This is a genomic window from Prolixibacter sp. NT017, from assembly GCF_009617875.1.
In the GTDB taxonomy this organism is placed as follows: domain Bacteria; phylum Bacteroidota; class Bacteroidia; order Bacteroidales; family Prolixibacteraceae; genus Prolixibacter.
Window position 1 is genome coordinate 3,380,279 of the sequence record NZ_BLAV01000001.1, and the last position, 25,898, is coordinate 3,406,176.

At 45.3% G+C, this 25,898-nt stretch carries 25 protein-coding genes; 6 read left to right on the plus strand and 19 right to left on the minus strand.

Going from position 1 to position 25,898, the window contains the following annotated elements:
* Nucleotides 1-117: 117 nt before the first annotated feature.
* From hpf to GJU87_RS14045, 7 genes are all read right to left on the minus strand, one after another.
* Nucleotides 118-420, minus strand: a complete 303-nt coding sequence (hpf, locus tag GJU87_RS14015; protein WP_106540155.1) for a ribosome hibernation-promoting factor, HPF/YfiA family — start codon at nt 418-420, stop codon at nt 118-120.
* A gap of 18 nt (nt 421-438) precedes the next feature.
* Nucleotides 439-1,323 (minus strand): tyrosine-type recombinase/integrase, encoded by an 885-nt coding sequence (locus GJU87_RS14020; protein WP_153640081.1) that lies wholly within the window; start codon nt 1,321-1,323, stop codon nt 439-441.
* A gap of 79 nt (nt 1,324-1,402) precedes the next feature.
* On the minus strand, nt 1,403-1,594 hold the full coding sequence (rpsU, locus tag GJU87_RS14025; protein ID WP_106540157.1) for a 30S ribosomal protein S21: 192 nt from the start codon (nt 1,592-1,594) through the stop codon (nt 1,403-1,405).
* 137 nt (nt 1,595-1,731) lie between these two features.
* Entirely contained in the window at nt 1,732-2,652 is a 921-nt protein-coding gene (locus tag GJU87_RS14030; protein WP_153640082.1) for a helix-hairpin-helix domain-containing protein, read from the minus strand.
* A 97-nt stretch (nt 2,653-2,749) separates the two neighbouring features.
* Nucleotides 2,750-4,099 carry a sodium-dependent transporter gene (locus GJU87_RS14035; RefSeq protein ID WP_153640083.1) on the minus strand — a complete coding sequence of 450 codons (1,350 nt, stop codon included), beginning with the start codon at nt 4,097-4,099 and terminating at the stop codon, nt 2,750-2,752.
* 213 nt (nt 4,100-4,312) lie between these two features.
* The gene (gene fbaA, locus GJU87_RS14040) at nt 4,313-5,395 is read right to left on the minus strand and encodes a class II fructose-bisphosphate aldolase (protein ID WP_153640084.1); all 1,083 of its coding nucleotides are present in this window, start codon (nt 5,393-5,395) and stop codon (nt 4,313-4,315) included.
* 131 nt (nt 5,396-5,526) lie between these two features.
* Nucleotides 5,527-7,848 (minus strand): BamA/TamA family outer membrane protein, encoded by a 2,322-nt coding sequence (locus GJU87_RS14045; RefSeq protein ID WP_153640085.1) that lies wholly within the window; start codon nt 7,846-7,848, stop codon nt 5,527-5,529.
* Nucleotides 7,849-7,953: 105 nt separating this feature from the next.
* Here GJU87_RS14045 and GJU87_RS14050 point away from each other — a divergent pair, with 105 nt between their 5' ends.
* Entirely contained in the window at nt 7,954-8,733 is a 780-nt protein-coding gene (locus tag GJU87_RS14050; RefSeq protein ID WP_153640086.1) for an RNA methyltransferase, read from the plus strand.
* On the opposite strand, the gene GJU87_RS14055 is transcribed toward GJU87_RS14050, so the two are convergent.
* The 4 genes from GJU87_RS14055 to GJU87_RS14070 all read right to left on the minus strand — a co-directional run bounded on the left by GJU87_RS14055 (nt 8,702) and on the right by GJU87_RS14070 (nt 13,072).
* On the minus strand, nt 8,702-10,276 hold the full coding sequence (locus GJU87_RS14055; protein WP_153640087.1) for an NAD(P)/FAD-dependent oxidoreductase: 1,575 nt from the start codon (nt 10,274-10,276) through the stop codon (nt 8,702-8,704). The genes GJU87_RS14050 and GJU87_RS14055 overlap by 32 nt on opposite strands.
* Before the next feature lie 90 nt (nt 10,277-10,366).
* The gene (locus GJU87_RS14060) at nt 10,367-11,185 is read right to left on the minus strand and encodes an outer membrane beta-barrel protein (protein WP_194831539.1); all 819 of its coding nucleotides are present in this window, start codon (nt 11,183-11,185) and stop codon (nt 10,367-10,369) included.
* Between the two features lie 112 nt (nt 11,186-11,297).
* The gene (ubiE, locus tag GJU87_RS14065) at nt 11,298-12,017 is read right to left on the minus strand and encodes a bifunctional demethylmenaquinone methyltransferase/2-methoxy-6-polyprenyl-1,4-benzoquinol methylase UbiE (protein ID WP_153640089.1); all 720 of its coding nucleotides are present in this window, start codon (nt 12,015-12,017) and stop codon (nt 11,298-11,300) included.
* Between the two features lie 11 nt (nt 12,018-12,028).
* The gene (locus GJU87_RS14070; RefSeq protein WP_106540166.1) at nt 12,029-13,072 is read right to left on the minus strand and encodes an AIR synthase-related protein; all 1,044 of its coding nucleotides are present in this window, start codon (nt 13,070-13,072) and stop codon (nt 12,029-12,031) included.
* A 113-nt stretch (nt 13,073-13,185) separates the two neighbouring features.
* On the opposite strand from GJU87_RS14070, the gene GJU87_RS14075 reads away from it, so the two are divergent.
* The 4 genes from GJU87_RS14075 (at nt 13,186) to GJU87_RS14090 (ending at nt 16,311) form a co-directional block, all read left to right on the plus strand.
* The gene (locus tag GJU87_RS14075) at nt 13,186-13,947 is read left to right on the plus strand and encodes an SDR family oxidoreductase (RefSeq protein WP_153640090.1); all 762 of its coding nucleotides are present in this window, start codon (nt 13,186-13,188) and stop codon (nt 13,945-13,947) included.
* Between the two features lie 127 nt (nt 13,948-14,074).
* Nucleotides 14,075-14,449, plus strand: coding sequence for a DUF6165 family protein (locus GJU87_RS14080; protein ID WP_106540168.1), 375 nt, complete (start codon nt 14,075-14,077; stop codon nt 14,447-14,449).
* A gap of 63 nt (nt 14,450-14,512) precedes the next feature.
* Entirely contained in the window at nt 14,513-15,568 is a 1,056-nt protein-coding gene (locus GJU87_RS14085; RefSeq protein WP_194831540.1) for a glycosyltransferase family 9 protein, read from the plus strand.
* A 2-nt stretch (nt 15,569-15,570) separates the two neighbouring features.
* Nucleotides 15,571-16,311 (plus strand): glycosyltransferase, encoded by a 741-nt coding sequence (locus GJU87_RS14090; RefSeq protein ID WP_153640092.1) that lies wholly within the window; start codon nt 15,571-15,573, stop codon nt 16,309-16,311.
* On the opposite strand, the gene GJU87_RS14095 is transcribed toward GJU87_RS14090, so the two are convergent.
* Nucleotides 16,286-17,071, minus strand: coding sequence for a lipopolysaccharide kinase InaA family protein (locus GJU87_RS14095; protein ID WP_153640093.1), 786 nt, complete (start codon nt 17,069-17,071; stop codon nt 16,286-16,288). The two genes, GJU87_RS14090 and GJU87_RS14095, sit on opposite strands and share 26 nt — an antisense overlap.
* A gap of 36 nt (nt 17,072-17,107) precedes the next feature.
* On the minus strand, nt 17,108-17,860 hold the full coding sequence (locus GJU87_RS14100) for an NADPH-dependent oxidoreductase (protein WP_153640094.1): 753 nt from the start codon (nt 17,858-17,860) through the stop codon (nt 17,108-17,110).
* Nucleotides 17,861-18,415: 555 nt separating this feature from the next.
* Here GJU87_RS14100 and gap point away from each other — a divergent pair.
* Nucleotides 18,416-19,429 (plus strand): type I glyceraldehyde-3-phosphate dehydrogenase, encoded by a 1,014-nt coding sequence (gene gap, locus GJU87_RS14105; protein WP_153640095.1) that lies wholly within the window; start codon nt 18,416-18,418, stop codon nt 19,427-19,429.
* A 137-nt stretch (nt 19,430-19,566) separates the two neighbouring features.
* Here the strand turns inward: gap and GJU87_RS14110 are convergent, their stop codons facing one another.
* The 6 genes from GJU87_RS14110 to GJU87_RS14135 all read right to left on the minus strand — a co-directional run bounded on the left by GJU87_RS14110 (nt 19,567) and on the right by GJU87_RS14135 (nt 25,839).
* Complete coding sequence (locus GJU87_RS14110; protein WP_153640096.1) at nt 19,567-19,866, minus strand: hypothetical protein; 300 nt, start codon at nt 19,864-19,866, stop codon at nt 19,567-19,569.
* The gene (locus GJU87_RS14115) at nt 19,796-20,569 is read right to left on the minus strand and encodes a LytTR family DNA-binding domain-containing protein (protein WP_153640097.1); all 774 of its coding nucleotides are present in this window, start codon (nt 20,567-20,569) and stop codon (nt 19,796-19,798) included. Before GJU87_RS14115 ends, GJU87_RS14110 begins: the two co-directional genes overlap by 71 nt.
* Entirely contained in the window at nt 20,566-21,603 is a 1,038-nt protein-coding gene (locus tag GJU87_RS14120; protein ID WP_153640098.1) for a sensor histidine kinase, read from the minus strand. The genes GJU87_RS14115 and GJU87_RS14120 overlap by 4 nt, the downstream gene beginning before the upstream one ends.
* Nucleotides 21,604-21,645: 42 nt before the next feature.
* Entirely contained in the window at nt 21,646-22,281 is a 636-nt protein-coding gene (locus GJU87_RS14125; protein ID WP_153640099.1) for a hypothetical protein, read from the minus strand.
* A gap of 19 nt (nt 22,282-22,300) precedes the next feature.
* Nucleotides 22,301-24,430, minus strand: a complete 2,130-nt coding sequence (locus GJU87_RS14130; RefSeq protein ID WP_153640100.1) for a TonB-dependent receptor — start codon at nt 24,428-24,430, stop codon at nt 22,301-22,303.
* A 137-nt stretch (nt 24,431-24,567) separates the two neighbouring features.
* Nucleotides 24,568-25,839: an ABC transporter permease gene (locus GJU87_RS14135; protein WP_228491999.1), complete on the minus strand. Its 1,272-nt coding sequence runs from the start codon at nt 25,837-25,839 to the stop codon at nt 24,568-24,570.
* Between the last annotated feature and the right edge of the window lie 59 nt (nt 25,840-25,898).

Sequence of the window (25,898 nt, forward strand, 5' to 3'; positions counted from 1 at the left end):
CCAAACTACGCCCCTATACACAGAACAAACCATTTCTAAGGAATTCCTCCTTAAAAATGGTTTGCAAATGTAAAAATTTTTTTACCTAAAAAGCAAATTTACCACACTTTTTTTAAATTATTTAGCCTTTAGTTTTTCCTTGTATTTCTTGAGCTGACGACGCAACGCATCGATCGCCAAATCGGTCGCTTCCTCGAAGGTTCGGGCCTGCTTTTTGGCAAAGAGGTTTTCATTGGAAGGAACGGACAGTTTTATCTCCGATACTTTGTTTTCCTTTTCCTCGTCGTTTACCAGTTTCAGCACTATATCGGCACCGATAATCCCGTCAAAGAACAAGTCCAACTTGTTTACTTTTTTTTCACAAAATTCGATCAGCTTCTGATCGGCTTTGAAATGAACTGCTTGTACTTTAACGTCCATAATAGATCCTCCATTCGTTTAAGCTCTGGGGTGAGCTTGTTTATAAACTTCTTTTAGCTTCTCAAAAGATGTATGGGTGTAGACTTGCGTCGCTGCCAGGTTAGCGTGTCCTAACAACTCCTTGATTGCATTCAGGTCAGCCCCATGATTCAAAAGATGCGTGGCAAAAGTGTGCCGCAGAATATGCGGACTTTTTTTATCGAGTGTGGTAACTTTAGCCAAATGTTTTTTCACAGAACGATAGACCAGCTTATCGTAAACCGGTTCACCGGCTGCTGTCATAAATAAAAAACAAGACCCTTCTCCGAAAAGTTCACGCCGTTCGGCAATATAGGCGGTTAAATCGCGATTTATTTCCCGTGGGTACGGAACCAACCGCTCCTTGTTTCTCTTCCCCAGAACTTTCACCATACATTCGTTTAGGTTCAGATCTTCCGTTTTTATGGCTCGAAGTTCCGCCAAACGAATTCCGGTCCCGTAGAAGAGGCTTATCATGGCCTTATCGCGCAAGCCTTCAAAATCATCACTGAAATACTTCCCGTCCAGCAACCGGTTGATTTCGGTTTCCTGAAGAAATGAAGGAAGACGCTTGCTCACCTTTGGCGCAATGACCCGATCCATAGGATTGGTCTCCAGCAACTCTTCCCGCATCATAAATCTGAAATAGGTCTTCAGCGTTGAAAGTTTCCGGTTCACCGTCCGGGCCGAAATATCCTGTTCCATCATGGAAATAATCCACTGTCTGACCAAGTGAAAATCGACCGCCTCTAAACAAAAATCCTCCACCAATTCATTCCCGAAAGAAATAAACTGATCGAGGTCTTTTTTATAGGCCGCCATCGTATGTGGCGAATAACGCTTTTCGTATTTCAGATAATTCAGAAATGATTCCTGATTAAACATTGAAAAGGGTTAAGAGATTCTGAATTCAAGATACGAAAAAAATCGTACCCATTACACATGTCTCAGCCCTTAACATGCCTTAATCTTCCTCACGCTGCATTTGCTGAATATAGATCGCTTTTTTAATCTCCGTGCGACGCTCAACCGAAGGTTTGGTATAAGCCTGACGGCTACGCAGTTCTTTTACTACTCCGGTTTTTTCAAATTTTCTTTTGAAACGCTTGAGAGCACGTTCGATGTTCTCTCCTTCTTTCAAGGGAATTACAATCATACCGTTTCCTTATTACTTATTTATTCGAGTTTCTTTATTATTCCTGATTTCGGGTCGCAAATTTATGAATATTCCGTTACGAATCAAACTGTCAGCACCAAATAATTAGCACCAACAACAAATTATGCTGCCGAAAATTACGGCGCAAAGATAATGTAAGGTTGTAGTTTTTCAACTTTTTCAGGAAGGAAAATATCACCCAGCGCTTCGAAACCTTCGATCTTCCCCTCTTTTTCCCTTTTGTTCACTACTGCTTTGGCTTCACGGTAGCTGATATACGGATGACGGGCCAAATCGCCCAGCGAGGCAAAGTTGATTTGAATGGACCGCACAGAGTCCGCTGTTACCTTTAAATAAGGAACAGCCCGGTCGTAGTGTTCCGGCCTCAGACCATACACCTCCTTCAATTGCCCGGTGGAATAATAGCCCCCCAGCAGCCTGCGGTATCTTACAATTCGCCCGGCCAGCACCGGACCGATTCCCGGTAGTTTTTCCAAACTGACAGAATCAGCACGGTTTAAATCGACAACCGGAATCACGTTCTCCGTTACCGAAACCGCCGCTCGCACCTCGCTCTTAGCACTTGCCACTAACGTACGGACAGGTTTAACCTCTGTACTTTTTGTAGCCCGAGGTGTTGCATCTTCTTTCATCCGGACAAAAGGAATAAGCTTTTCACTGACCGAATCGGGTAAACCATAGATTTTTCCAATATCTTCCGGTTTCCGAAAATGCCCTCCTTTTCGTAGATAGTTCACCCAGTTCGATGCCGATTTTTCCGCAATCCCCATTTCCACCAACTCTTTTCGGGAAACCTTGTTGGGATTGAACGGAACTGGATGTAGCTGGTACTCCTCCCGCAACAGACTGTCCTGCTTTTTCTGATAAGCTGCAACCTCTTCTTCCCATTCGGTGAAATCATATTTCGGAGATGGAACAATAACAGGCAACAACAGATTAATTGCTACCATTACCAATAAAACAGCAAGTAAAATCAAAACTCCGTTTTTCTCTCTTTTCGAGAAACTGAAATATGTACGCAGAAATGGAAATTTCATAGATCAGATGTTCTGAATTGGCAACTTCTATATTAAAGTTACAAAAAAAAGCTTCCTGTTAACCAGAAAGCTTTTCCCGAAGGTTGATATTTTCAATTTAGAATTTCAGAATCCCAAGACTATTCAAAAAGACAAAGGCGATGGCCACCGGCGCCAGAAACTTGATGATGAAATAATATAACTTAAAGAGTTTCTCGTGCCCACCTTCCCCTTCAACGCCATCTTTTACTACCGCCTTCTTAAGAATATAACCGGCAAAAATCGTAATCAATAATCCGCCGAAAGGCAACAATATATTGGAGGAAACATAGTCGAACAAATCAAATGCTGTCTTATCAAACAGGGTATTATCTTTTAACGGACCATAGGACAAGGCACTCAAAACTCCTAAAACACCAACTGTTGCCCCCGACAACCAGGTTGCTTTTTTACGGCTAATATTTAACTCCTCTGTGAAATAGGCCACAATCACCTCCAGCAATGAAATAGAGGACGTAAGTGCGGCGATGACAAGCAGAACAAAGAATAACAATGCAAAGAAGTATCCTCCCGGCATCTGCTGAAAAATATTAGGCAATGTAATAAACACCAGTTTAGGCCCGGCATCCGGCTCGATATTGAAAGCAAAAACCGCTGGGAAAATGGCAACTCCGGCCAACACGGCTATCAGTGTATCGGCTAACGAAACGGAAGCCGCAGTACTCATCAGTCTTTCCTTCCGGTTAATGTAGGAACCATAGGTTATAATGGTTCCCATCCCCAGACTAAGCGAAAAGAAAGCCTGGCCCAGGGCTTCCAAAACCGTGTTGGCACTCAGCTTGCTGAAATCGGGTTTGAATAGAAAATCCAGCCCTTCGCCTGCGCCGGGAAGCGTAATCGCTCTAATATCGAGGATAATGATGATCACCAGCAAAACCGGCATCAAAATCTTTGTATACTTCTCAATCCCTTTCTGAACACCTGCCACAACAATCGCCGCTGTCAGAAAAAGAAAAATAAGCATCCAAACTACCGGCCAGACTGAACCTGAAACAAAATCGTTATACATCGCATTCAACTCTACCGGCGTTTTCCCCGCAAAGCCATTTTTAACGGCCTGAAGCGTGTATTCTAACGTCCATCCGGCTACGGCACTGTAGAAAGACAAAATAAGAAATGCAGCAGCTACGCCCATAATACCAACTGCCGGCCATCCGGTTTTCGGGGCAAGGAATTTAAAGGTACCGTAAGCATTTCGTTGAGCGCTTCTTCCAAGCGTCATTTCGGTTAGCATTAACGGGATACCAATCAGGATTATGAAAAACAGGTACATCAGGAAAAACGCTCCTCCTCCGTTTTCTCCCAGCACATAAGGAAATCGCCAAATGTTACCCAGTCCGATGGCCGAACCGGCCGCTGCAGCGATAACTCCAAAGCGACTTGAAAAGCTGTCTCTGTTGCCTTGCATAAGGTGGTCAGTGTTAGTTTGAAGAATGAGACTACAGGTAATCTCTATTTAGAATAAATAAAGTTATTTATAATCAAGTTATTATAGCGGGCAAATTTGTCACTTTTTTTCGAATTGCCCAAGAGCCTCCCCATGCTGCACAATGCACATAAACACAAAAAAACCACCCGAAGGTGGTTTTCATGATATAAGAGAAATAAGAAAATTTTGCTATTAGTTGCGATCCAAAGCGTTCAGTGCTTCGAAAGCTTCTTTCAGGCGATCGATGACACCTTGCTCACCGGCACGCAGCCATACACGAGGATCATAGTATTTTTTGTTCGGCTTTTCGTCACCTTCCGGGTTACCAATCTGTGATTGCAGGTAATCGTGGTTTTTAGCTTCGAATTCACGAACACCATTCCACATAGCCCACTGAGTATCGGTATCGATATTCATTTTGATAACACCATAACCGATAGCTTCGTGGATTTCTTCCGGCTTGGAACCTGAACCACCGTGGAATACAAAGTTAACCGGCTTCTTGTCTTCAAGACCCAGTTTTTCAGCAATGTAATCCTGAGAGTTTTTCAGGATAATCGGACGCAATACGACGTTACCCGGTTTGTAAACTCCGTGTACATTACCAAATGAGGCTGCAACCGTGAAGTTCGGAGATACTTTGCTCAATTCAGTGTAAGCATAGTAAACGTCTTCCGGCTGAGTATACAGCAATGAGTTATCGATTCCGGTATTGTCAACACCGTCTTCTTCACCACCGGTGATACCCAACTCAATTTCAAGGGTCATACCCATTTTGCTCATGCGAGCCAGGTATTTTTTCGAAATCTCGATGTTTTCTTCCAGTGTCTCTTCTGACAGGTCGAGCATGTGCGAACTGAACAACGGTTTTCCGTATTGCTCGAAATGCTTTTCACCAGCATCAAGCAAACCGTCAATCCAGGGCAACAGTTTTTTTGCTGCGTGGTCAGTATGAAGAATTACATGTACTCCGTATGCCTCAGCAACGGTATGAATATGTTTGGCAGCTGAAATTCCTCCAAGAATAGCAGCTTGCTGACCTTCGAGTTTCAACCCTTTACCTGCATAAAAAGAAGCACCACCGTTTGAAAGCTGGATGATGACCGGTGAGTTAACAACTTTAGCAGCTTCCAATACTGCGTTAACTGTATCGGTTCCGGTTACGTTTACTGCCGGAAGAGCGAAGTTGTTCTCTTTAGCTACTTTAAAAATGGTCTGAAGGTCTTCCCCGGTTACAACACCAGGCTTAATGTTTTCGAATAATTTTGCGCTCATAGCTCTTATTTTACAGGTAGATGTAACTTACTATAAATAACCTAATTCTCTTGGTTATCATGTTAAATAACCGGTTGCAAAGGTACGAATAAAAAATGGAATAATGTTTTACAACACCTGTTAAAACAACGTTAAAAGGGATAGCCAATTGCGAACGTAACGTTGAAGTCATCAGATGTTATCGGGCTGTTGCCGACAATCCATCTGGAGCCTTCGGGGCGGGAAGGATCGCGCAATTTCATACCAATATCCAACCGAAAAATAACATAGGAAAAGTCGAAGCGGAAACCGGTTCCCGTTCCAACAGCCAGCTCTTTGTAGAACTGTCCTAGCCGGAATTCGGTTCCGGGGCGGTTATCATTCAACGACCAGATATTTCCCACATCAAGGAAAAGAGCCCCCTCCAACATACCAATCATCTTGTAACGGTATTCGATATTACCTTCCAGTTTAACGTCTCCCGTCTGATTGGGGAAAGCATTCGGATCGGCTTTATAACTACCCGGACCAAGTGAACGGACCGGCCAGGCCCGGATATCATTGGCTCCACCGGTAAAATATTTCCGTTCGAACGGAACCTGCTTCGAGTTACCATACGGAACAGCAATTCCACCAAAACCACGAATGACTACCGTATTGTATTTATCGAGCACCCAGCCCTGACGATATTCCAAATCGGTTCGGAAATACTGGGCAAACGGTGTTCCCAGAAATTTGTACTGCCCACCGGCCAGCGAATCGGTCAGTTCCTGTGGGCGATTCGCCAGTTTACTGTATGCATACAAAGTGTTTCCCGCCGTTTCGAATGAGGCCCGCAGATACTTGTAGTTGGTTCTCTTCTGCAGACGCTGAGTGTTGTATGTATAAATATAATTAAGCGACGAAATAGAGTGGTCAGTATATGAACTGCGGATATACAAATTTTCGATGGATGCTATAAACTTCGGATCGTAGGAGAACATCTTCACCAGGTTAAAATCGAGCAAATTAATCCGGTGCGTCGAATATTCTGATGATTTCCACTGGTATCCAAAACTAGCCCGGGCAATGGTACGCGTATAATCAGGGCGACGCTGATAATTGTAAGCCAGGTTGAAAAGTGTCTTGGGAGTGGAGTATTGAAACAGCCGCGTAGAGCGAAAGGGTGCTAAAAATTTTGGCAACGTAAGTTTCGTGTCAATCCCGGTTTCCAGTGTATTAAAGAACTTGACTGAATCCTTCACACCGTAACTTTGCCGCTCGGTTGCGCCTCTTAATTGAACATCGAGAATTTCTCCTCCCTTGAATAAATTACGGTGCTGATAATTCAGGTTACCGGCGACTCCCAGGTTACCCGACGAGTTGGTCCCTTCGAGTGCAAAGGAATAGGACTGCTTAGACGAAGGGGTCAACTGAATGACACAATCGAGCATGGGATTCCCCAGCGAATCACGCTTCCCGGTTTCTTCAAACTGAATGTTAATCACTTTGAACAGACGCAACAACGATAATTCATTGTACGTACGTTCTACCTCACTCACTTTGTAATATCCCGCATCACCAATGTGATTGGCGTTGATGAGCAAATCGGGGCGGAAACGCAGCGAATTCTTGTAGATAAAATAATAGTTATCAACTTTCAAAGTATCCTGCGGAACCATATCCAGATTCAAATGCTCACCGAACAAGGCCTTCCGCGGTTCAAATTCCGTCAGGAAATAAAAATTCCGAAATGTAAATTTTTGATGTGGCTGGTATTCCAGATTACCGAGCGAATCCTGAAACTCTCGTTCGCCGACCAGCATCGTTACTGCCGATTGCCGTTTACCCAGCGTAGTATCAGCCTCGTATGAAATACTATTCCGGTTCATCCGGTAGTAGCCCTGGTCTTTCAGTGTGCGAACCATCCGCAACCGTTCGCTGGCCAGCTTGTCCATGTCGAGATTTTCGCCTTCATGAATGGTCGACAGTGACGAATCTTTGTGAACGATGGTCCGGAGCGAGTCGTCCAGTACATCGACATTGTAACGATCGATGGTATATGGTTGATTGGCGGTAATCCGGTAAACCACTTCGGCTTTTTTCTTTTTCCGGTAAACGGTATCGGTCACTACCGCATCGTAATAGCCTTTGTTGTGCATATACCGTTTCAACTCCTGGTCGGAGCGTTTGGTCAAAAACGGATCGTAGATAACCGGTGCTTCACCGATTCGTTTCAGCCAGCCATCACTCTTCTTTCGTGAAGACAAATTGTAAAGGGCCAGGTGAAATTTCCAGAATCCGAGTATGGATGTATTGGGAGTTTGTCGCAGATAATTTTTTAAATCCTGTTTATCAACCTGCTTCGTATCGACATCCACTTTCACTTTATTCAACAGGTATTCATCCTGCGGAACAAATTTGGTTGTCCGGCATGAAAAAAGCAACAAAACCAGGAAGGCCAATCCGGAAATTAGCTTTATTATTCTCAACAAATCCTTCAATACTTTAAAAATTGGAAACCTCACAAATATAGTGAACTCAATAATTTAAAATCGTTTATTTTTGTTCAAGTTTAATGTCGAAAACAGTATAGTCGTTTGCTCTCAAAAAACAAAATAAAACAACTTCGCTCGCTCCATCTGAAAAAATTCAGACGCAGTGAAGGTCTTTTCGTTGCTGAAGGCCAAAAGCTTGTTCTCGATCTTCTCGATTCGAAGATGGAGGTGAAGGACGTTTTCTGTACCCCGGAGTCAATATCCACCGTCGAAGGGAAAGGCTTTAATCCAAAGAATATCCATTCCTCAGAATTGGCGGATTTAAAGAAGATCTCACAGCTAAAATCGTCACCGGATATTATCGCAACAGTGCACATTCCCGAACATTCACTGTCGTGGGAAGAAATTGCCGGCGATTTGTGCCTGGCTCTCGACGGCGTTCAGGATCCGGGCAACCTGGGAACCATCATTCGACTGGCCGATTGGTTCGGCATCCGGAATATTCTCTGCTCCGAAGATACGGTCGATTTATATAATCCGAAAACCGTTCAGGCAACCATGGGTGCGATTGCCCGCATCAGGCTGCACTACGGAAATCTGCCCGATTATCTTCAACGCGCCAATGAAATGGAAATTCCGGTATACGGCACATTTCTCGAAGGAGAAAACATTTATTCCGCGCCTCTTTCCCCTAACGGGATTATTGTGATGGGCAACGAAGGAAAAGGTATTTCTGAAAGTGTCGAGCCGCTGATTCGGCAGAAGATTCACATCCCTAATTTTCCGGCTAACCGGGAAACGTCCGAATCACTAAACGTGGCCATGGCTACTTCCATTACTTGTTCCGAGTTCAGACGCCGGATGATGTCCCGCAAATCTTAACCACCGCTTCCGCACATCGCTCTCCGTCAATGGCTGACGAAACAATACCTCCGGCATACCCCGCACCTTCACCGCAAGGAAAAAGTCTTGGTACTTGTATGTGTTCCAGCGAAATTTTGTCCCGCGGAATTCGTACCGGCGATGATGTGCGCGATTCTACGCCCAGGATGAGCGCATCATTTGTGAGGAATCCGTTGGCCTGTCGCCCGATTTGAGCAAATCCCTTTTGCAGTTTTTCACGAATGACTCCGGGCAACCATTCATGCATCGGAGACGACTGAATTCCTGGTCGGTAAGATGTCTCCGGCAAATCAAATGACAGTCTTCCTTTCACAAAATCACCCAACCGCTGGGCCGGTGCCAATTGTGAACGGTTAGCCTGCCGGAAACATTTCTGCTCCAAATCGGATTGAAAATGCAAGCCGGCCAGCTGTTCGAAGCGCTTGTAATTTTTGGGGATGTCTTCCAATCGAATCTCCACGACAATTCCCGAGTTGGCAAACCTTCCGCCCCTCCCCGAAGGTGACATGCCATTTACCACCAACTCTCCGGGAGCAGTAGCCGCAGGAACAATCACTCCGCCGGGACACATGCAAAAAGAGTAAACGCCACGCTGTTCTACCTGCTCAACAAAAGAATAGCTGGCAGCCGGAAGAAATTCCCCCCTGGGCCTTCCATGATACTGAATCGAATCAATCAACTCCTGTGGATGTTCCACCCTTACGCCCATGGCAAAAGGCTTGCCTTCAATTGTAAGATGCTTGTCATGCAGCATTTGATATACATCGCGAGCCGAATGACCAGTAGCCAGGATAACCGCTTTCCCTGTTAACTCCTGTCCATCAGCGAGCTTTACCCCGGTAGCCTTTCCGTTCTGCACCGCAATATCGGTTACACGGGAATGAAAATGAACTTCGCCACCAGCTTCGATGATGGTTTTGCGCATTGCGGTTACGACCCGGGGTAATACATTGGTTCCTATGTGCGGATGAGCGTCAATCAGAATGTCATCCTGAGCACCATGAAAATGAAGAATTTCCAGAATGCGATTAACGTCTCCGCGCTTTTTTGAGCGAGTGTACAGTTTCCCGTCAGAAAAAGTCCCGGCTCCACCTTCTCCGAATCCATAATTGGAATCCGGATCGACTTGCTGGTCCCGGTGAATAGCCGCAATATCCCGTTTCCGCTCGCTGACGCTTTTCCCCCGCTCCAGAATAACCGGCTTCATTCCCAGTTCAATGAGCCGTAGTGCGGCAAACAAACCGGCGGGACCGGCACCAACAATAATAACCGGTTCTGCTCTCGAAACATCGGGATAGATTTTTTCGGATGGCTTCAGGGGCTTCGGTTCTTCATCGACAAAAGCGAGAATGCCCAGGTTGATTCGAATATCACGACGGCGAGCATCTACCGAACGACGGCGGATAACGATGCCGCGAACGCGTTCCTCTTTCATCCGTAATTGCGAAGCCACGATTCGTGACAACTGTTTTTCATCCGCGGCCTGCTTTGGGCTAACGGAGATGTTGATCTCTTTCTGCAACTTACTTCTTTATATTAAAGACTTACTATTCCTGAAAAAGGAATTTTCCGTTACAAAAATACAAACATTCGGGCCTTGCCTGACGAGGAATTATTCAAAATAGAAGATAAGGGAAAAGACATTGGAAGTGAGCCGTTCGACGGCAAATCCGTAGTAAGGAATGCGATTCTCATCCGTGCCGATGCTGTGATCGATTAAGTTATCGACGCCCAACGAAACACGGAATTCGGTAGACAAACGGAAAAACTGAAGGTAAGAATCCAGTCCCATCGCGAAATCGACATAAGCGCCGGTTTTGTACATATGCAACACGCGCTCGGCGGCACGTTTATTCTCCAGGTCGATGCGATAGGTTCCCCCAAGGTAAATGTATGGGCGCAGATTGCCATAGCGTTTTCCTTTCAGCCGCACTCCTACCGGGATGTCAATATAAGTGGATGGAATATTGAGATACGATTTCTCATCCAGACCATTCGTTCCCAGTCCATTTAATATTTCCTGGTTGATGGTATCGTTATAGACCAGCTGCCGGCTTCCAAAACTCATACCCGGCGTAATGCGCAAATCGGCAAATTCGGTCAGCCGGAAATTGGATACAATTCCTACAGAGAATCCGGGAGAAATCGGATCAACGTCTGCACGGATGGAGCGCCCCCTGTAGTATCCCTCAGTTTTACTCTTGACACCAGCATTTTCAGGAAGTTGCAGCACCGGATTTTGGTTAATGGGATCGGGATAAAAACGAAAACCAAAATCCATCGCGTTTACGCCCAAAAAGAAACCAAAATGAATGGGTCGATCATCAAAGTTTGATAAACTCTGTACTCTCCCAAACTGGGCATAAGTTATATTACCTACCAGCATAAAGGCAAGTAAAAGAAGTAAATATCTGGACTTTTGGTAAATCATCTGTTTCCCGTTAAGGTATACCTTTTTTTCTATGATCAATAACACGATTTTTAAGCGTTTATTGTTCATTCCGCTAAAATGTATTCCCAGCTTATATTTGGGAATACTCCTGCTATTTATCGCCCAGGTATATCGTTGCGATACCGAAAGTCAACCGGTACTCGCGCGTATTTTTAAAGCCGGCATTTCGCATGATGGCCAAAAAATCGGAACCATCGGGGAAAGCCTGCACCGATTCAGGCAAATAGCTGTAGGCCGTTTTGTCTTTCGAAAAAAAGCGTCCCCAAAACGGGAGAATCCGGAACGAATAAAAATGGTACAGCTGCTTCATCGGAAAACTTCGCGGCTGCGAAAACTCCAGAACACATGTAACACCGCCGGGTTTCAAAACGCGATGCATTTCTTCCAGGCCTTTGCTTAGGTTCTCAAAGTTTCGAACACCAAACGCTACCGTGATGGCTTCAAAAGTTTCCTCTTCGAACGGGAGGTTTTCAGAATCGCCCTCCAGTAACTCAATTGTTCCATTGAGTCCCAGGCGCTCCATCTTTTTCCTTCCTTCGGCCAGCATCCCAGTCGAGATATCGACTCCGGTAACTTTATCCGGACTCAGCTTCAACGCTTCGATGGCAAAATCACCGGTCCCGGTAGCAATATCCAGCATCTGTTTCGGCTGATAAGGCTTCAGTAACCTGATGGCTTTTCGCCGCCATCCTCTGTCAATACCAAATGAGAGGAAGTGATTCAAAAAATCATATCGGGCCGCTATACTATCGAACATAGCTGCCACCTGCACCTTTTTACTGGTGTCAGAATCTTTATAAGGAGTTACCACAAATTTCAGGTTTATTCCGTCTCTACATTTTCAGTCATCTTGTCCACAAACCCGTAGGAAGTGTCATCGATGCGAATCTCTCCGCGCGTAACGTGTCCTAACGTGAAGAAGGGCAATTTATGCTCACGAAGGTAGTCGACCAGTTCATCTTCTTTATCTTGCGAAACACAGGCGATTACACGTCCCATCGATTCACCGAACAGGAAAGCATCCTGACGGATTTCTGCATCGGTGGTGATATCAAAGCCCAGGTCGTTGGGAAGCGAGGCTCTCAGCAACGTGAAGAACAAACCTCCGATTCCTACCGGACTTAATGACTCCACCAGGTTGCGTTCGGCCAGGCCTTTTACCAAATTCATCAGCTGTTTCTCCAGATCGAGATTGAACTGCATCAACGGCCACTCTTTTATTTCATGATAATGGTCGAGGTATTCCGATGCATTTACATCATCATACGATTTCCCGATGAGGAAAATATTGTTCCCTTTCTTTTTGAACTTTGGCGTAATCAACTGCGCATCCTTCTTCATTTTTCCCACCATGCTCACAATAAGCGTTGGCGGAATGTTGGCTCGCTCGCGGGCATAATCGTAAAAGATTTTCCGGTGCGAAATCTGCAAACCAAATGCTTCGGCTGCTTTCTCCAAACCACTCCGGGCCTCCTGAACCAACTGCTGATCCATCGGGTCCGACAATTCCACATGGTTGAGCATTACACTCATGGCCACTGGCTCTGCGCCGTAACACACCAATCGTCTGACGGCTTTGGCTACCAGAATTTGAGAAGCGACTTCCGGCTCAACGATCATCCGCCGATGATCGGCATAAATGGTTAACGAGAACATCCGGTTTTCTCCGTCAATCTCAAAAATTCCCGCTTCACTGGTGTCATCTTTTCCTAACTGCGAAGGATCATCCACCATGGCCGAAAAATCGTTGAAGAAGTTAACCGGCGAAAGATGCGGTATGGCCACCATGGAATAAATGACACTCTGTAAGTTGTCCGGTTCGGGAACCAGATCAATGCTAAACGGCTTTTTTTCTTTTTCGTACATGTGCTTTGAAGGTTTGGTTATAGCCAAAGATTCTTCCTCAAAATTAGCGAACCGATCATTTTATCCTAAAAAATCGTCGTTATTTTTTAATTTCGGCACTAAAACTGAACATTATGAGAAAGATTGCCATCGTAACCGGAGCCACTTCCGGAATTGGTGAAGCAACCGCCAAGATACTGGCCCAAAACGGATTTAACCTGATTATTACCGGCCGGAGAAGCGAAAAACTGAAAGCTGTTGAAGAAGAGCTACTGAAGATTGACGGCACGAGAGTCCTCAGCCTTGTCTTCGATGTACGCAACAACGACGAAGTGCAAAAAGCACTCGGCAACCTTCCGGCAGAATGGAGCAACATCGATGTGCTGGTCAACAACGCAGGACTTGCCGTGGGTACCGAACCGGCACACGAAGCCGTTGTCGACGATTGGGAACGCATGATAGACACCAACGTGAAAGGCCTGTTGTATGTCAGCCGTTGTCTGACTCCTGGAATGGTAGAGCGCAAAAAAGGACACATTATTAATATATCTTCCATTGCCGGAAAAGAAGCGTACCCCGGAGGTTCGGTTTACTGCGGAACCAAGCATGCAGTAGGCGCTATTTCAAAAGCCATGCGAATCGAATTGGTACAACATGGAGTTAAGGTCAGCACCATTAGTCCTGGAATGGTGGAAACCGAGTTCTCCCTCGTTCGCTTCAAGGGTGATGAAAGCAAAGCTGACAATGTTTACAAAGGACTTACTCCGTTGTACGCAGAGGACATTGCCGAAACCATCTTGTTCATGGTTACCCGTCCGGCCCACGTTAACCTCGACGATGTGCTGATTATGCCGACTGATCAGGCCAGTGCCCGCGATGCACGACGCGACCAATAAGCGGTAGCAATTTGTTGTTCAGAAAAATGCAGTTGTATGGAGTGAAATCCCGGCAAAAACATTTTTCGAGGTAAAGAAGATTAAATCCCGTACATTTGTCGGGTATCAAACATTCAATATTTAGATAATGAAAATTGAGGTTTCCAACGGAGAGATTGCAGATAAACTGACCATCATCGAAATTAAACTCGAACGAATTTCGGATGAAGCAAAACTGGTGAACCTGAAAAAGGAATACGAAGTGCTGAATGAAGCCGTTTCCCAAATCATCGACAAAAAAGACGCATTGTACAAGGAATTGTATGACATCAATTGTCAGCTTTGGGACATTGAAGATCGAATCCGCGACCTGGAACGCAACAAGGATTTCGGGCAGGATTTCATTGAAACAGCGCGTGCCGTTTATTTCACCAACGACAAACGTTCGGACGTAAAAAGACGCATCAACGAAAAAACAGGTTCCAACCTGGTCGAAGAAAAAAGCTACGAAGACTACCAATAGTCTTTTACCAGAAAATATCTCCCCGGTTTCATTCGTGTTGCCGGGGATTAAATTTATATGCCGGTGCAACGTATTTTAGTTTTCCGACTTTCCGCCATGGGTGATGTGGCCCTCACGGTTCCCGTTATTCGGGGAATGCTTGAAGAAAATCCGAACCTGTCCATCACTTTTGTTACCCGTCCGTTTTTTGCTCCCTTCTTTGAAGGAATTCCCAGACTTCAGCTCTATTTTCCCGACTTGAAAGGAAGACACAAAGGTTTTGGCGGTTTGTTCCGGCTTTTTCTCGACTTGCGGAAAGAAGGCCGGTTTGAAACGGTTATCGACCTGCACAATGTTCTTCGAACCAAACTGGTGAGAAGTTATTTTCGCGCGGCCGGCACATCTGTTTTCCATATCGACAAAGGCAGAGAAGAAAAGAAAGAGCTGCTGAAAACAAAAGAGATCAAACAGCTAAAACACTCTTCGGAACGTTATTGCGATGTTTTCAGAAAAGCCGGCTTCAATGTTCAGATGTCGCCAGTTCCCGCCATTGCCTCTTCCGCAAAAGCGAGCGAAAAAATTCAGGAATACCTGGAAAGCCAAAAATTACCGGAACAAACACTGAAGATTGGTTTTGCACCGTTCGCCACTCATGCAACAAAAATATGGGGATTGGAAAATGCCCGGCAATTGATGCAGTTGATTAATGAAAAGTATCAGGCTCAGTTTTATTTGTTTGGCGGAGGACAAGAAGAAATAGAAAAATTACAAGCATTGTCAACCGACAATGACCACATTACACTGGTAGCCGGCCAAATGAATCTTTCGGAAGAGATTGCACTAATCGCCCGGATGGATTTCATGCTGTCGATGGACTCTTCCAATATGCACATTGCAGCGCTGACCGGAACCAAAACAATTTCCATCTGGGGAGCAACGCATCCGGCATTTGGATTTTATGCACTCGGACAACCGGAGGAATATAGCTTGCAAACTCCTGCAGACGAACTGGCATGCCGTCCCTGTTCGGTTTTCGGGAACAAACCATGTATTCACGAAACCATAAAATGCATGGAAATGCTAACTCCCAACATTGTGTTCCGTAAAATGGAACAACTTAATCTTTTTCAAATTCGGTAGCGGTGGCTACGTCTTTCACCAACGACCTCGACATGAAGAAGCTAATTGTTATTACACCAATAAAAGACTCGCTTGAAACGCTCCGGCATACGATCGATACTTTGCGTTCCGGAGCGAACACCACACCTTATTATATATTCGATGATTTCAGTAATGAAGAAACCATTGGATGGCTGAATGAGAACCAGGAAAAGTACCAACTGAAAATCGTCCACCTCAGCGATTATACGAGTCACCCCTCTCCCAATTATCGTTTAACACTGAACATGGCCCGAAAAATGGCACTTGAAGAAGGTGCTCACCTGGCTATTATCGAATCGGACGTGATTGCTCAGCCCGAAACGCTGGAAGCATTGGTTGAGTTGACAGAACAATTACCGGATGCTGGTTTGGTTGGTTCCGTAACAACCGACAGCTATGGGAATATCAATTTCCCTTACAGTTACGTGAAGAAAAGTATGCCCGAAGTGTACCAAACACCGAGAAGTATGAGTTTCTGTTGCACGGTTCTGTCCAATGACTTGATGAAAGCTTTCGACTTTGCGGAGCTGGATAGCAGCCGCGACTGGTACGATGTGTATATTACGAAAAGAGCCCGCCAATTGGGATTCAACAATTACATCAGCCTGAAAAACCCGGTGATTCATAAACCACACGGAAGCCGTCCGTGGAAAATGCTGAAATACAAAAATCCGATTTTGTACTATCTCAAGAAGTTTACTCAGAAGCGCGACCGAATCTAATTAATTTCCGGAAAGCACTTTTCCATTTCATTTTCCGGTGACGGTAATTTTTGTTTTTCTGGTCTAAAGCCAACAACTTCTTCATTGCCAAACCCGGATCTTTCTCATTCAGCAAGGCATATTCAGTAGCTAGTAATTCCAACGTTTGCCGGTCGGTATCGAGCTGCCGGAAATTCTGCAACCCTTTTTCAAAATCGATTTCACCAAAATTCATCCGGTTCAAATCGATAAGGCTGAAGAAATATTCATCGCCATCATGACGAATCAAGGTATTTCCGGGAGAATAGTCGAGGTGGAAAATGCCGTTCTTGTGGAGTTTCTCAAAAGTGAAAGCCACCCACTGGCGCAAAATCCGGTCGCGTTCACTGATCTGGTAATTCAACACTTCCCGTAAGGTGAAATCGTATTTAAAGTGAAGCGAAACGTAATAGCTCTCCTTCAATACACCACTACGAATGTACTCGGCATAAGCGACCGGCTGTGGAGTCGGAACGCCTAATTTCAGGAGTTTTTCCGCGTAAGCGAATGAACGGGCTGCTTTTGAACCCCTGAAATATACGTAGACAAACCGGTTGACCAGGTTGGGGAACTTAAACGACTTCACATTCAGAATTCTGTCGCCTTTCCCGAATATCTTCACCTCGTTCCTCGACTTGAAAATCGTTTGCCCTGTTTGAGCAAACTCCACCCGCAAGTTGGCAACCCAATTTTCAAGTTCCTGAAATTCCGGAGCTGTCTGGTAGTTGTTTTTTTCTTTCATGACGTTGGCGGAAGCTTTAACTTCCTTCACAACTGTTTATTGATTCATAAATCCTTGCTCGCGGAGTACCTCCAGCAGCATATTAGAGAACGTTACATTGTCGGCTTTCTTGTATCGGATGTCCGTAAAAACTTGTGCCAACGATTCTTTATCGTTCTCGGCTACAAATCCTTTCGAATCTTCGCGCGCTTCCTTCTCTGCATACATCCGGTCAATATCTTCATCAGAGTAGTCGTGATACGTCTCATTATGAACAACGCTTTCCAACGGGAGACGGTCTATCTGTTCCGGATCTTCAGCGGGCCAGCCAAGCGTAACCGTCGTGATTGGAACGACACCTTTCGGTAGTTCCAACACGTCGATGATATTTTTAGCCAGATACGTGGTGGTTCCGAGGTAACAAATCCCCATTCCCTCACTTTCGGCAGCAACGCAGACATTCTGGGCCACCAGCAACGCATCGATAGCCGCCGTAACAAAGGACAAGAAATTATCGTATCCCGGTTCAGCGTTCCTCAGCTTGCACCATTTATTAAACCGGTTGAAGTCAGCACAAAAGGTCAAAACTACCGGAGCCTCTTTAATCATGGGCTGATTGAAGTGACACGGCGCCAGTTTATCCTTCATTTTTTGGTCCTTCGACACAATAATACTGTAAACCTGCATGTTTCCAGTAGTAGAGGCCCGCGTTCCGGCTTCCAGTATTTTATTCAGCATCGGTTCGTCTACCGGTTCTGAAGTATATTTTCGAATGGTACGATGGTTTAATAATGTATCTATGAGTGCCATAACGTCAAAAGATAATGATTTTGAGATGCAAAGATAGGAAAAACGACAGGGCAAAAATAATGACCAATTAAAGGTATCGCCGAAAATTAGCACTATTTTGCCGCGATGAAGCTTTTTTGTTACCTCCTGATAATTAAACACGGAAAGTAATGGAGGGAGAGAATTATAAAGTAGAATGACAACAGGATTCAGACAGAAAACCATCTTAAACGACTCAATATGAAGAAAAAAAGCCTCCTTTTTATTGTGATTCTGGCAAGCGCCTTTTTATTCACCCAATGTCGCTCATGTGGATGTACCGGTTACACCGCAAAATCAAATAAACGGGTCGCCAAACAGGACCGTTCAATGTGGTATAAAAAGTAGTAAAAACTGTCAGATTTTCGGACTTCTATATCCTCATTTTCAGACACAAACATTCAGAACCGCGTAATATCAGAATTAACAAAAAGGTAAACAACAAAAATTTGATGTTTTTGAATATATATTGTTTCTTTGTGGGACTATTTAATTAGAGGTTCTAATTCATCCTATAAAACTTTAAAAGAATCAATTATGTCTAAAGTTAAGATTGGTATTAACGGTTTCGGTCGTATCGGACGTTTGGTTTTCCGTGCAGCCGCAAAAAGTAATGATGTTGAAGTTGTCGGTATCAACGACTTGATTGATGTTGATTACATGGCATATATGCTCAAATATGATTCTACTCACGGTCGTTTCGATGGTACTGTAGAAGTAAAAGACGGTAAACTGGTTGTTAACGGTAACGCAATCCGTGTTACTTCCGAGAGAAACCCTGCAGATCTGAAATGGGATGAAATTGGTGCAGAATATGTTGTTGAGTCAACTGGTCTGTTCCTGACCAAAGAAAAAGCTCAGGGCCACATCGATGCAGGTGCTAAGAAAGTTGTAATGTCTGCTCCTTCAAAAGACGATACTCCTATGTTCGTTATGGGTGTTAACCACAAAAAATACACCTCTGACATGACTTTCGTTTCTAACGCATCTTGTACTACCAACTGTCTGGCTCCTGTAACCAAGGTATTGAACGACAAGTTCGGCGTTATCGAAGGTTTGATGACTACCGTTCACGCAACTACTGCTACTCAGAAAACGGTTGACGGTCCTTCATTGAAAGACTGGCGTGGTGGCCGTGGTGCTGGTCAGAACATTATTCCTTCTTCTACCGGTGCTGCTAAAGCTGTAGGTAAAGTAATTCCTGAGCTGAACGGTAAACTGACTGGTATGTCACTGCGTGTTCCGACTCCTGACGTATCGGTAGTTGACCTGACTTGCCGCCTGGAAAAAGCTGCTTCTTACGAAGCTATCTGCGCTGCCATGAAAGAAGCTTCTGAAGGCGAACTGAAAGGTATTCTGGGTTACACCGAGGATGCAGTTGTTTCAACTGACTTCGTTGGCGAAACCTGTACTTCAGTATTCGACGCTGGTGCTGGTATCGGCCTCAACGACAACTTCGTAAAAGTTGTTAGCTGGTACGATAACGAAATGGGTTACTCAACCAAGGTTGTTGAACTCATCAACCACATGGCAACTGTTGATCACAAGTAATCAATCAACGGTCATCGACCAAATCACAATATTAAAACCCGGGTTTTTGCCCGGGTTTTTTATTTCCTTTTCCCGAGTTTCGCTTTCGCTGAAAACGCCCCGATGCGAAGCACCCATCCTCCTCCAAAAATCCCTTTTTATCCGTCTTTCAATCCGATGCGCATCCAATTTTTTTCTGTGCGCAGAAAAAAAAATTCCCCGCGCACTGCTTCAGCAACGGATGCGCAGCCGAGCAAATTTTCCTGCGCAGGAAATGAAAAAGCAATGCGCACCCGATCGAAAGCAAATTCTTCTAAATCATTTCCCTTTCCTGGAGAGCCCGAAATAAAAATAGTTCTCGTCCGCTGAAGTCCCCTGGAACGAGGCTTAAGAATTTCCTCCTTCCAGCCATTTTTTAAACGACGAAACCTTCTCGCGACTGACCAGTACTGGCTCATCCGGTTCTTTTGCCAACTTCAGCCGAAGGCGGTTGCCCGAATAAATCAGCACATCGCGGATGGCATCCAGGCTGACCAAAGCTCCCCGATTGACCCGGAAAAATTGCTTCGGATCGAGTTCCTGCTCCAGCTGGTCGAGCGTAAAGTCCAAGTCGTAGCTTTTTCCTTCTTGTGTTAACACGAAAGTGGCCCGTTGTTGCGAATAAAAATAAACCACATTCGTTGTATTCAATGGACGGAGATGCTCGCCTACCCGGATCAAAAACCGGTTCCGGTAGTTTCGGGTCATCATATGGTAAATCTGGTCGATTGCTTCGGTTGAAACACTTCCCTGTTTGTCTTGCTGTTTAAATAGCCGCTCGTACTTTTCCAATGCAGAAAAGAGCTCCTTTTTATCGATGGGTTTCAACAAGTAATCAATACTATTTACCTTGAAAGCCTTCAGCGCATACTCATCGAATGCCGTGGTAAAAATAACCGGGCAGGAGACGTCGGCTTGTTCGAAAATCTCAAAACTCAATCCATCGGCCAGCTGAATGTCGAAGAAACCCAACTCCGGAGCGCCATTCTTTTTCAGCCAGGCCACCGTCTGACGAATACTGTCGAACGGACCCGCCACATCGACTTCCGGAAGGTATTCCCGAATCAACGTTTCCAGTCTTTCGGCAGCCAACGGCTCATCTTCCACAATCAATATCTTCATGATAATTGCTTTTCTTCATTCCTGAATAAGGGAATACGGGCAACATAAAATTCTCCGTCGGGACCAAACTCCGGGACCCGTTCCCCCATCAAACGATAACGTTCCTGCAAATTCTTCTGTCCCATCCGGGCCGACACCGGCAGGGTTGATTTTAGTTGCAGATTATTCTTCACCACTACAAAATCATCTTCCCGTTTTACTTCGATATGCAATGGCTTTTCGTTGGATATTTCGTTGTGCTTGATGGCATTTTCCAGTATCAGCTGAAGCCCCATTCGCAAAATTTTCTCCGATTCGCTTCCGCTGAGAAGAAAATCCACCTTCAGCTTTTCACCGAACCGAAACTGCTCCAGCACCAGGTACGACCGGCAAAAGGCAACTTCTTCCGCAAGGGTAACCACATCGTCTTGCTCCAACACATACCGGTACACTTTCGAGAGATCACCAATAAACCGGCTCGCCTTTCCGGCATCGACATAAACCAACGAATTGAGCGTATTCAGGCAATTGAAAAGAAAGTGCGGATTGACCTGATTTTGCAAAGCCGTAAGTTTTGATTCGATGTTGGCCTTTTCCATTTCGGCATGCTCCTGCAATAAGTTTCTCCAGTTTTTGAAAAAGATGGAGGTGTAAATTATTCCGGCAATACCAATGGAAATAAGGAACTCAATCACGATAGTGAACTTGTAATATTTCATGAATTCGTAAGCCGGAATGTGATTCATGAGAATGGCCCAGAGAAAATTGAACAGAAATACAAAGAAAAGTGAGTACACAACAATCCCGGTCCACATCAATAAGTAGGTTCGCGAACGGTTGATTCTCCAGGGATACCAATGCTGCACCAGCGAAGTTACCCATTCGTTTCCTTTCCACAGGCCCATCCCGATAATTGTGTTATACAATAATATGTTCCAGAATGAATGAATCACTGAATTCAAATCATTCATGGTAAGGGTTACTCCGAACCCTACGCATGTTACAATTATCAGATCGCGCAGATGTCTTTTCCAGGAGGTTGCTATCTTTTCCATTAGGTTAAAAGTAATGAAAAGCGTTGAAACATAATATTCGGACTACTTTTTGCACTCTTCCAGGAAATGCTCGTTGGTTTCTTTTCCCCATGCCGGTGCAAACGGCGACGACATCTTCTGTTTGGCAAATAGCTTTTCGGCTTTCTCGAACAAGGGTAAAGCGTTGTCTTTTCCGCCGCCCCAAAACGCTGGTGTGTGGTATACATTCATGGCCATCAGGAATGTGGCGCGCAGATTATGGGCATCGAGCGAAATCGCTTTTTTAAAGGCACCGGCTGCTTTCTGCGAGAACTCCTGTCCTCTCGAACCATCAACGCCGATACGTGCCTGGTACAAATAGCCCTGTAAAGCCATCACTTCGCTGTTTTCCGGTGAGCGTTCCAGTGCCGTATCAATAAACTTCTGCGCCTGATCGAGCATCTGGTCGCGTTTTTCCCTCTCTTTTCCGGTATAACTTCCGTTGATGAGTGACAAAGCGCCGTAGTATGCCGGTATCCATTTCGATGTTTCCACCTGGCTGACACGCTCGAAAATTTGTGATGCAGCGACATATTCCGATGGTGTTTTTGCTGCGCCCATTTTAGCAAGAGCGTTCTGCATGGCTCCTGCATAATTCTGTGCCCAAAGATTCGTGGCTGCAAAAACCATAACGACGATAATAAAAACTACTTTTTTCATGATGTTGCTTTTTTAGTTGTTATTTAATTTGAATGAAGACACCAAGGATAATGCTACGCAGCGTTTCGGCCTGTACGGGAATCCGCTCATATACACCAGAACGATTCGGCTTATCGGAATAACGATAGGTGTAGGGCTTGTCGCGTCCCAACACATTCCCGACAGAGCAATAAAAAATGGTGTAGTTACCAAACAGGTAAGCCAGATGCGCGGCATTCAGACTAAAATTGGAATAAGCCGGGGCTTTTCGGTCCATGAATTCCGGCGTATTCGGGTCGTCATAAGGCCTTCCGCTGGCAGCGGTTAAGCTGAATCCAAACTGAGTATTCCAGCCGGCAATCCAGTATTTTCCTACGATTGACAACGTATTCTTAGCCACAAATCCGGGAGTTGCCTTTTCGGGAAAATCACGGTAGTCGCGTTTGGTATCGAGGTACGAATAAGCAATCCAGTAATCGAGCAGTGGAATGCTTCTTCGATCACGGAAGAAAAGGTCGACTCCTTTTGAATAACCAGTTCCCGATGACGTATAATAAGAAGGAGCATATTCGGTGGAAGCCTGGTTGAATTTCACCAGGTTCTGATAATCCTTGTAATAGGTCTCAATCCGGAAATCCCGTTTATCGTAAGAATATTGATAATTCAGAATGAAATGCTTTGCTTCTTCGGCTTTCAGTTGGTGGTTGAATGCCAAAAATTCATCGGGCGCATTTTGGTAAAAGGTTCCGTAAGCCAGCGAAAGCTGACTGTGTTCTCCGGTTTTCCGGGCCAGCGAAAGCCTTGGAGCTACTTTTACCTTTTGCAGGAGATCGAAATATTCCGGTCGTACGCCCAAACGAACTGCCCAGTTGTCGCCCAACTGAAACTCTCCTTCGGCATAAGTGGCGAGTGTTCGTTGTGTGAAGCCGGCTTTCTGTCCGGCCACATTCTCGTTGGAACGTTCATTGTCGTGCCAGTTGGCATCCAGCCCCATGTTGATTTTCACCTTTTCCGAGGGCAGGTATTTCAAACCGGCGCGTCCCTGAGAGTAACGGTCCAAAATGTGGTAACTCCCCTCCTCCATTTTGATGTGATCGTCATAATAATCGCCCGATATTCCACCATAAACCATCCAGGTATCCGACAACATATTCCGGTAGGTGGAATTCACATATTGGTTGGAAGAATTTAATGCCACATTCTCCCAATTCGTCGACGACGTGGCGTACGGAGCAATCAGCTTATGATGATTAAATGAGTAAAGAGTCTTCCACATTCCCTGCTTTCCCGACTTTACCTGTGCATGTATCAGGCCATTCATCTGAACCGGGTCTTCAGCGAAAGCTTTACGGGGCGGATTAATTTTGTTATTGAGGCCGAGGTTGTAATATTCTCCTGAAGCACTGATGGATGCCCGTTCGAAGCGCTTTGTGTAACCTCCCTGAAAGCCAACGTTCAACAAGCCGATGGACGTGAAAGATTCCTCAGGCAAATCGATGGTGCGCAAAATGAGCGCAGACGAAAGAGCCTGTCCATATTCAGCCGAATAACCTCCGGTACTGAACAGTGTTCCTTTAAACAGCTCGGGCGAAAACCGTCCGCGTGAAGGCAAATCGGGTGTGGAGCTACTGTACGGTTGCTGCATTTCCATACCATCGATGAACGTTTTGGTTTCGTAAGCTTCGCCTCCACGTACGAAAAGTCGTCCGTCTTCAGCTACTTGCTGTGTTCCAGGCAAGGTTCGCAAAGCGCCGTATACATCTCCTTCCGAAGTGGGCGTAGTTAAAATATCAATGGCTTTCAGGGTAACCGTCTGTTCGTCATCGGCCGTGCCAAATGTACCCGCGGTAATAACCACCTCATCGACCTTGTTATTTTCAGGTTGCAGTTTAATCACCAGAGCTGTGTCGGCTTTCGCCGGAATGGCAACCGTGTAAGGAATGTATCCCAGGAAGGTCACTTTCAACCGCTGAGCCCCCGTCAATTCAGAAGTCAACTGAAAGACTCCGTCGCTATCGGAGGTTGTTCCTTCATAAGTATTTTCGAAATAGATATTGGCACCCGGCAATGGCTGATTTTGTGTATCGACCAATTTCCCATGAATGGAAATCTGACCGAAGGTCGTAACCGAAAGCAAGGCAAACAGGAATATGAGCTGAATTTTTTTCATTGCAATTTTGGATATTGTGTACCCCAAAGTTGCGGTGAGTCAAAAAGAAAGGAAAAATGAACCGGACGAACTGTCAAATAATGCCGATGAATGGTTGTCAGGCTGGATGAATTGTAGAAGACATTTGGGAATAAATCTTATTCGTAGCGAAGTGATTCAATGGGATCGAGTTTAGCGGCCTGCATGGCGGGCATCAGTCCGGAAACCAAACTAACAAACAAACACAAGGCTACCCCGGAAAAAATCCAAAGCCACGGAACGATAAACGAACTTCCCACCAAAGCTGAAACACCATTACCGGCCAGAATTCCCAGGACAATTCCCAGCAATCCTCCCAATTGCCCAATCACAATGGATTCGATCAGGAACTGTTGGCGGATGGTTCGGGAGTTGGCCCCCATCGCTTTCCGGACACCAATCTCGCGGGTTCGTTCCGAAACGGTGACCAGCATAATGTTCATCAAACCAACCGCTGCTCCCAGCAGTGTGATGAAACCAATAATCGTGGCGGCCAACGTAATATATTTGATATTCTCCAACAGAATATTTACCAGGTTATCGCTTTTCACAATATTGAAATCGGATTCGTCAGTCACGCTGAGGCCACGAACGACGCGGAAAACTCCTTCGGCTTCACCCACCGCAATATCGAGCAATTGCGGTGATTTAGGCATTACCTCGATTTGAAAATTCATCTGCAGACGCGAGAAAACCTGGCGTACATTGGAATAGGGCAACAACACTAACCGGTCACCCGAAGCTCCAAAACCGCTTCCCTTTTCAGCAAGAACACCCACCACGCGGTAACGCGCCGTCCCAATAGAAATAATCCGGCCAGTAGGATTGACAATCCCCGGAAAGAGTTTACGGGCCAGGCCATTTCCCAACAAGGCTACATTGCTCCCCGAATGAATTTCCTGCGAAGCAAAATTTCGCCCCTTACTAATATCATAACCGGCAGTTTGCAGATAATTGCCATCTACACCAATCACTCTCACATTGGGATTGCTTTTTTGCGATTCGTACCGAATCGTTGCGGTTCCTGTGGCAAAAACAGAAATGGACACATCAGCCGGAAAATCGAACTGTTTTTTGAATTCCTGCGCCTGGAAATAACTGATGTAACTGTAATTCTTACTGCGATACCGGTTTCCGCCCACCTGTACACGCATGCCGCGACTCTGAATAGTGAAGGTGTTGGCGCCAAGCCGCGTAAATTCTGCGGTGATAGAGTTTTTGATGGAATCAATCGCCGTGAGGATGCCCACCAACGCTGTAATTCCAACCGCAATGATCAGAATTGTCAAGACTGACCGCACCCAGTTTCCCCGGATGGATTGGATAGCCATAAAGACATTTTCGGTGGTAAGTGGATTGAGCAGCATGAGCAATTTGGTTTGCCTCTCCAAGGTAGAAATATTTGAAAGATTTTGAAACAATTCACCCTTTACAAACCTTTAGAAATTGT

Bases quoted from the DNA above. Each gene is read 5' to 3' on its own strand.
- GJU87_RS14095 (WP_153640093.1), bottom strand. From the start codon at position 17,071: ATGAAAGAAAAAAACAACTACCAGACAGCTCCGGAATTTCAGGAACTT.
- GJU87_RS14100 (WP_153640094.1), bottom strand. From the start codon at position 17,860: ATGGCACTCATAGATACATTATTAAACCATCGTACCATTCGAAAATAT.
- GJU87_RS14115 (WP_153640097.1), bottom strand. From the start codon at position 20,569: ATGAAGATATTGATTGTGGAAGATGAGCCGTTGGCTGCCGAAAGACTG.
- GJU87_RS14070 (WP_106540166.1), bottom strand. From the start codon at position 13,072: ATGTACGAAAAAGAAAAAAAGCCGTTTAGCATTGATCTGGTTCCCGAA.
- rpsU (WP_106540157.1), bottom strand. From the start codon at position 1,594: ATGATTGTAATTCCCTTGAAAGAAGGAGAGAACATCGAACGTGCTCTC.
- GJU87_RS14125 (WP_153640099.1), bottom strand. From the start codon at position 22,281: ATGAAAAAAGTAGTTTTTATTATCGTCGTTATGGTTTTTGCAGCCACG.
- GJU87_RS14075 (WP_153640090.1), top strand. From the start codon at position 13,186: ATGAGAAAGATTGCCATCGTAACCGGAGCCACTTCCGGAATTGGTGAA.
- hpf (WP_106540155.1), bottom strand. From the start codon at position 420: ATGGACGTTAAAGTACAAGCAGTTCATTTCAAAGCCGATCAGAAGCTG.
- GJU87_RS14035 (WP_153640083.1), bottom strand. From the start codon at position 4,099: ATGCAAGGCAACAGAGACAGCTTTTCAAGTCGCTTTGGAGTTATCGCT.
- GJU87_RS14020 (WP_153640081.1), bottom strand. From the start codon at position 1,323: ATGTTTAATCAGGAATCATTTCTGAATTATCTGAAATACGAAAAGCGT.
- GJU87_RS14110 (WP_153640096.1), bottom strand. From the start codon at position 19,866: ATGAGCCAGTACTGGTCAGTCGCGAGAAGGTTTCGTCGTTTAAAAAAT.
- GJU87_RS14120 (WP_153640098.1), bottom strand. From the start codon at position 21,603: ATGGAAAAGATAGCAACCTCCTGGAAAAGACATCTGCGCGATCTGATA.
- GJU87_RS14060 (WP_194831539.1), bottom strand. From the start codon at position 11,185: ATGATTTACCAAAAGTCCAGATATTTACTTCTTTTACTTGCCTTTATG.
- GJU87_RS14030 (WP_153640082.1), bottom strand. From the start codon at position 2,652: ATGAAATTTCCATTTCTGCGTACATATTTCAGTTTCTCGAAAAGAGAG.
- GJU87_RS14080 (WP_106540168.1), top strand. From the start codon at position 14,075: ATGAAAATTGAGGTTTCCAACGGAGAGATTGCAGATAAACTGACCATC.
- fbaA (WP_153640084.1), bottom strand. From the start codon at position 5,395: ATGAGCGCAAAATTATTCGAAAACATTAAGCCTGGTGTTGTAACCGGG.
- GJU87_RS14130 (WP_153640100.1), bottom strand. From the start codon at position 24,430: ATGAAAAAAATTCAGCTCATATTCCTGTTTGCCTTGCTTTCGGTTACG.
- gap (WP_153640095.1), top strand. From the start codon at position 18,416: ATGTCTAAAGTTAAGATTGGTATTAACGGTTTCGGTCGTATCGGACGT.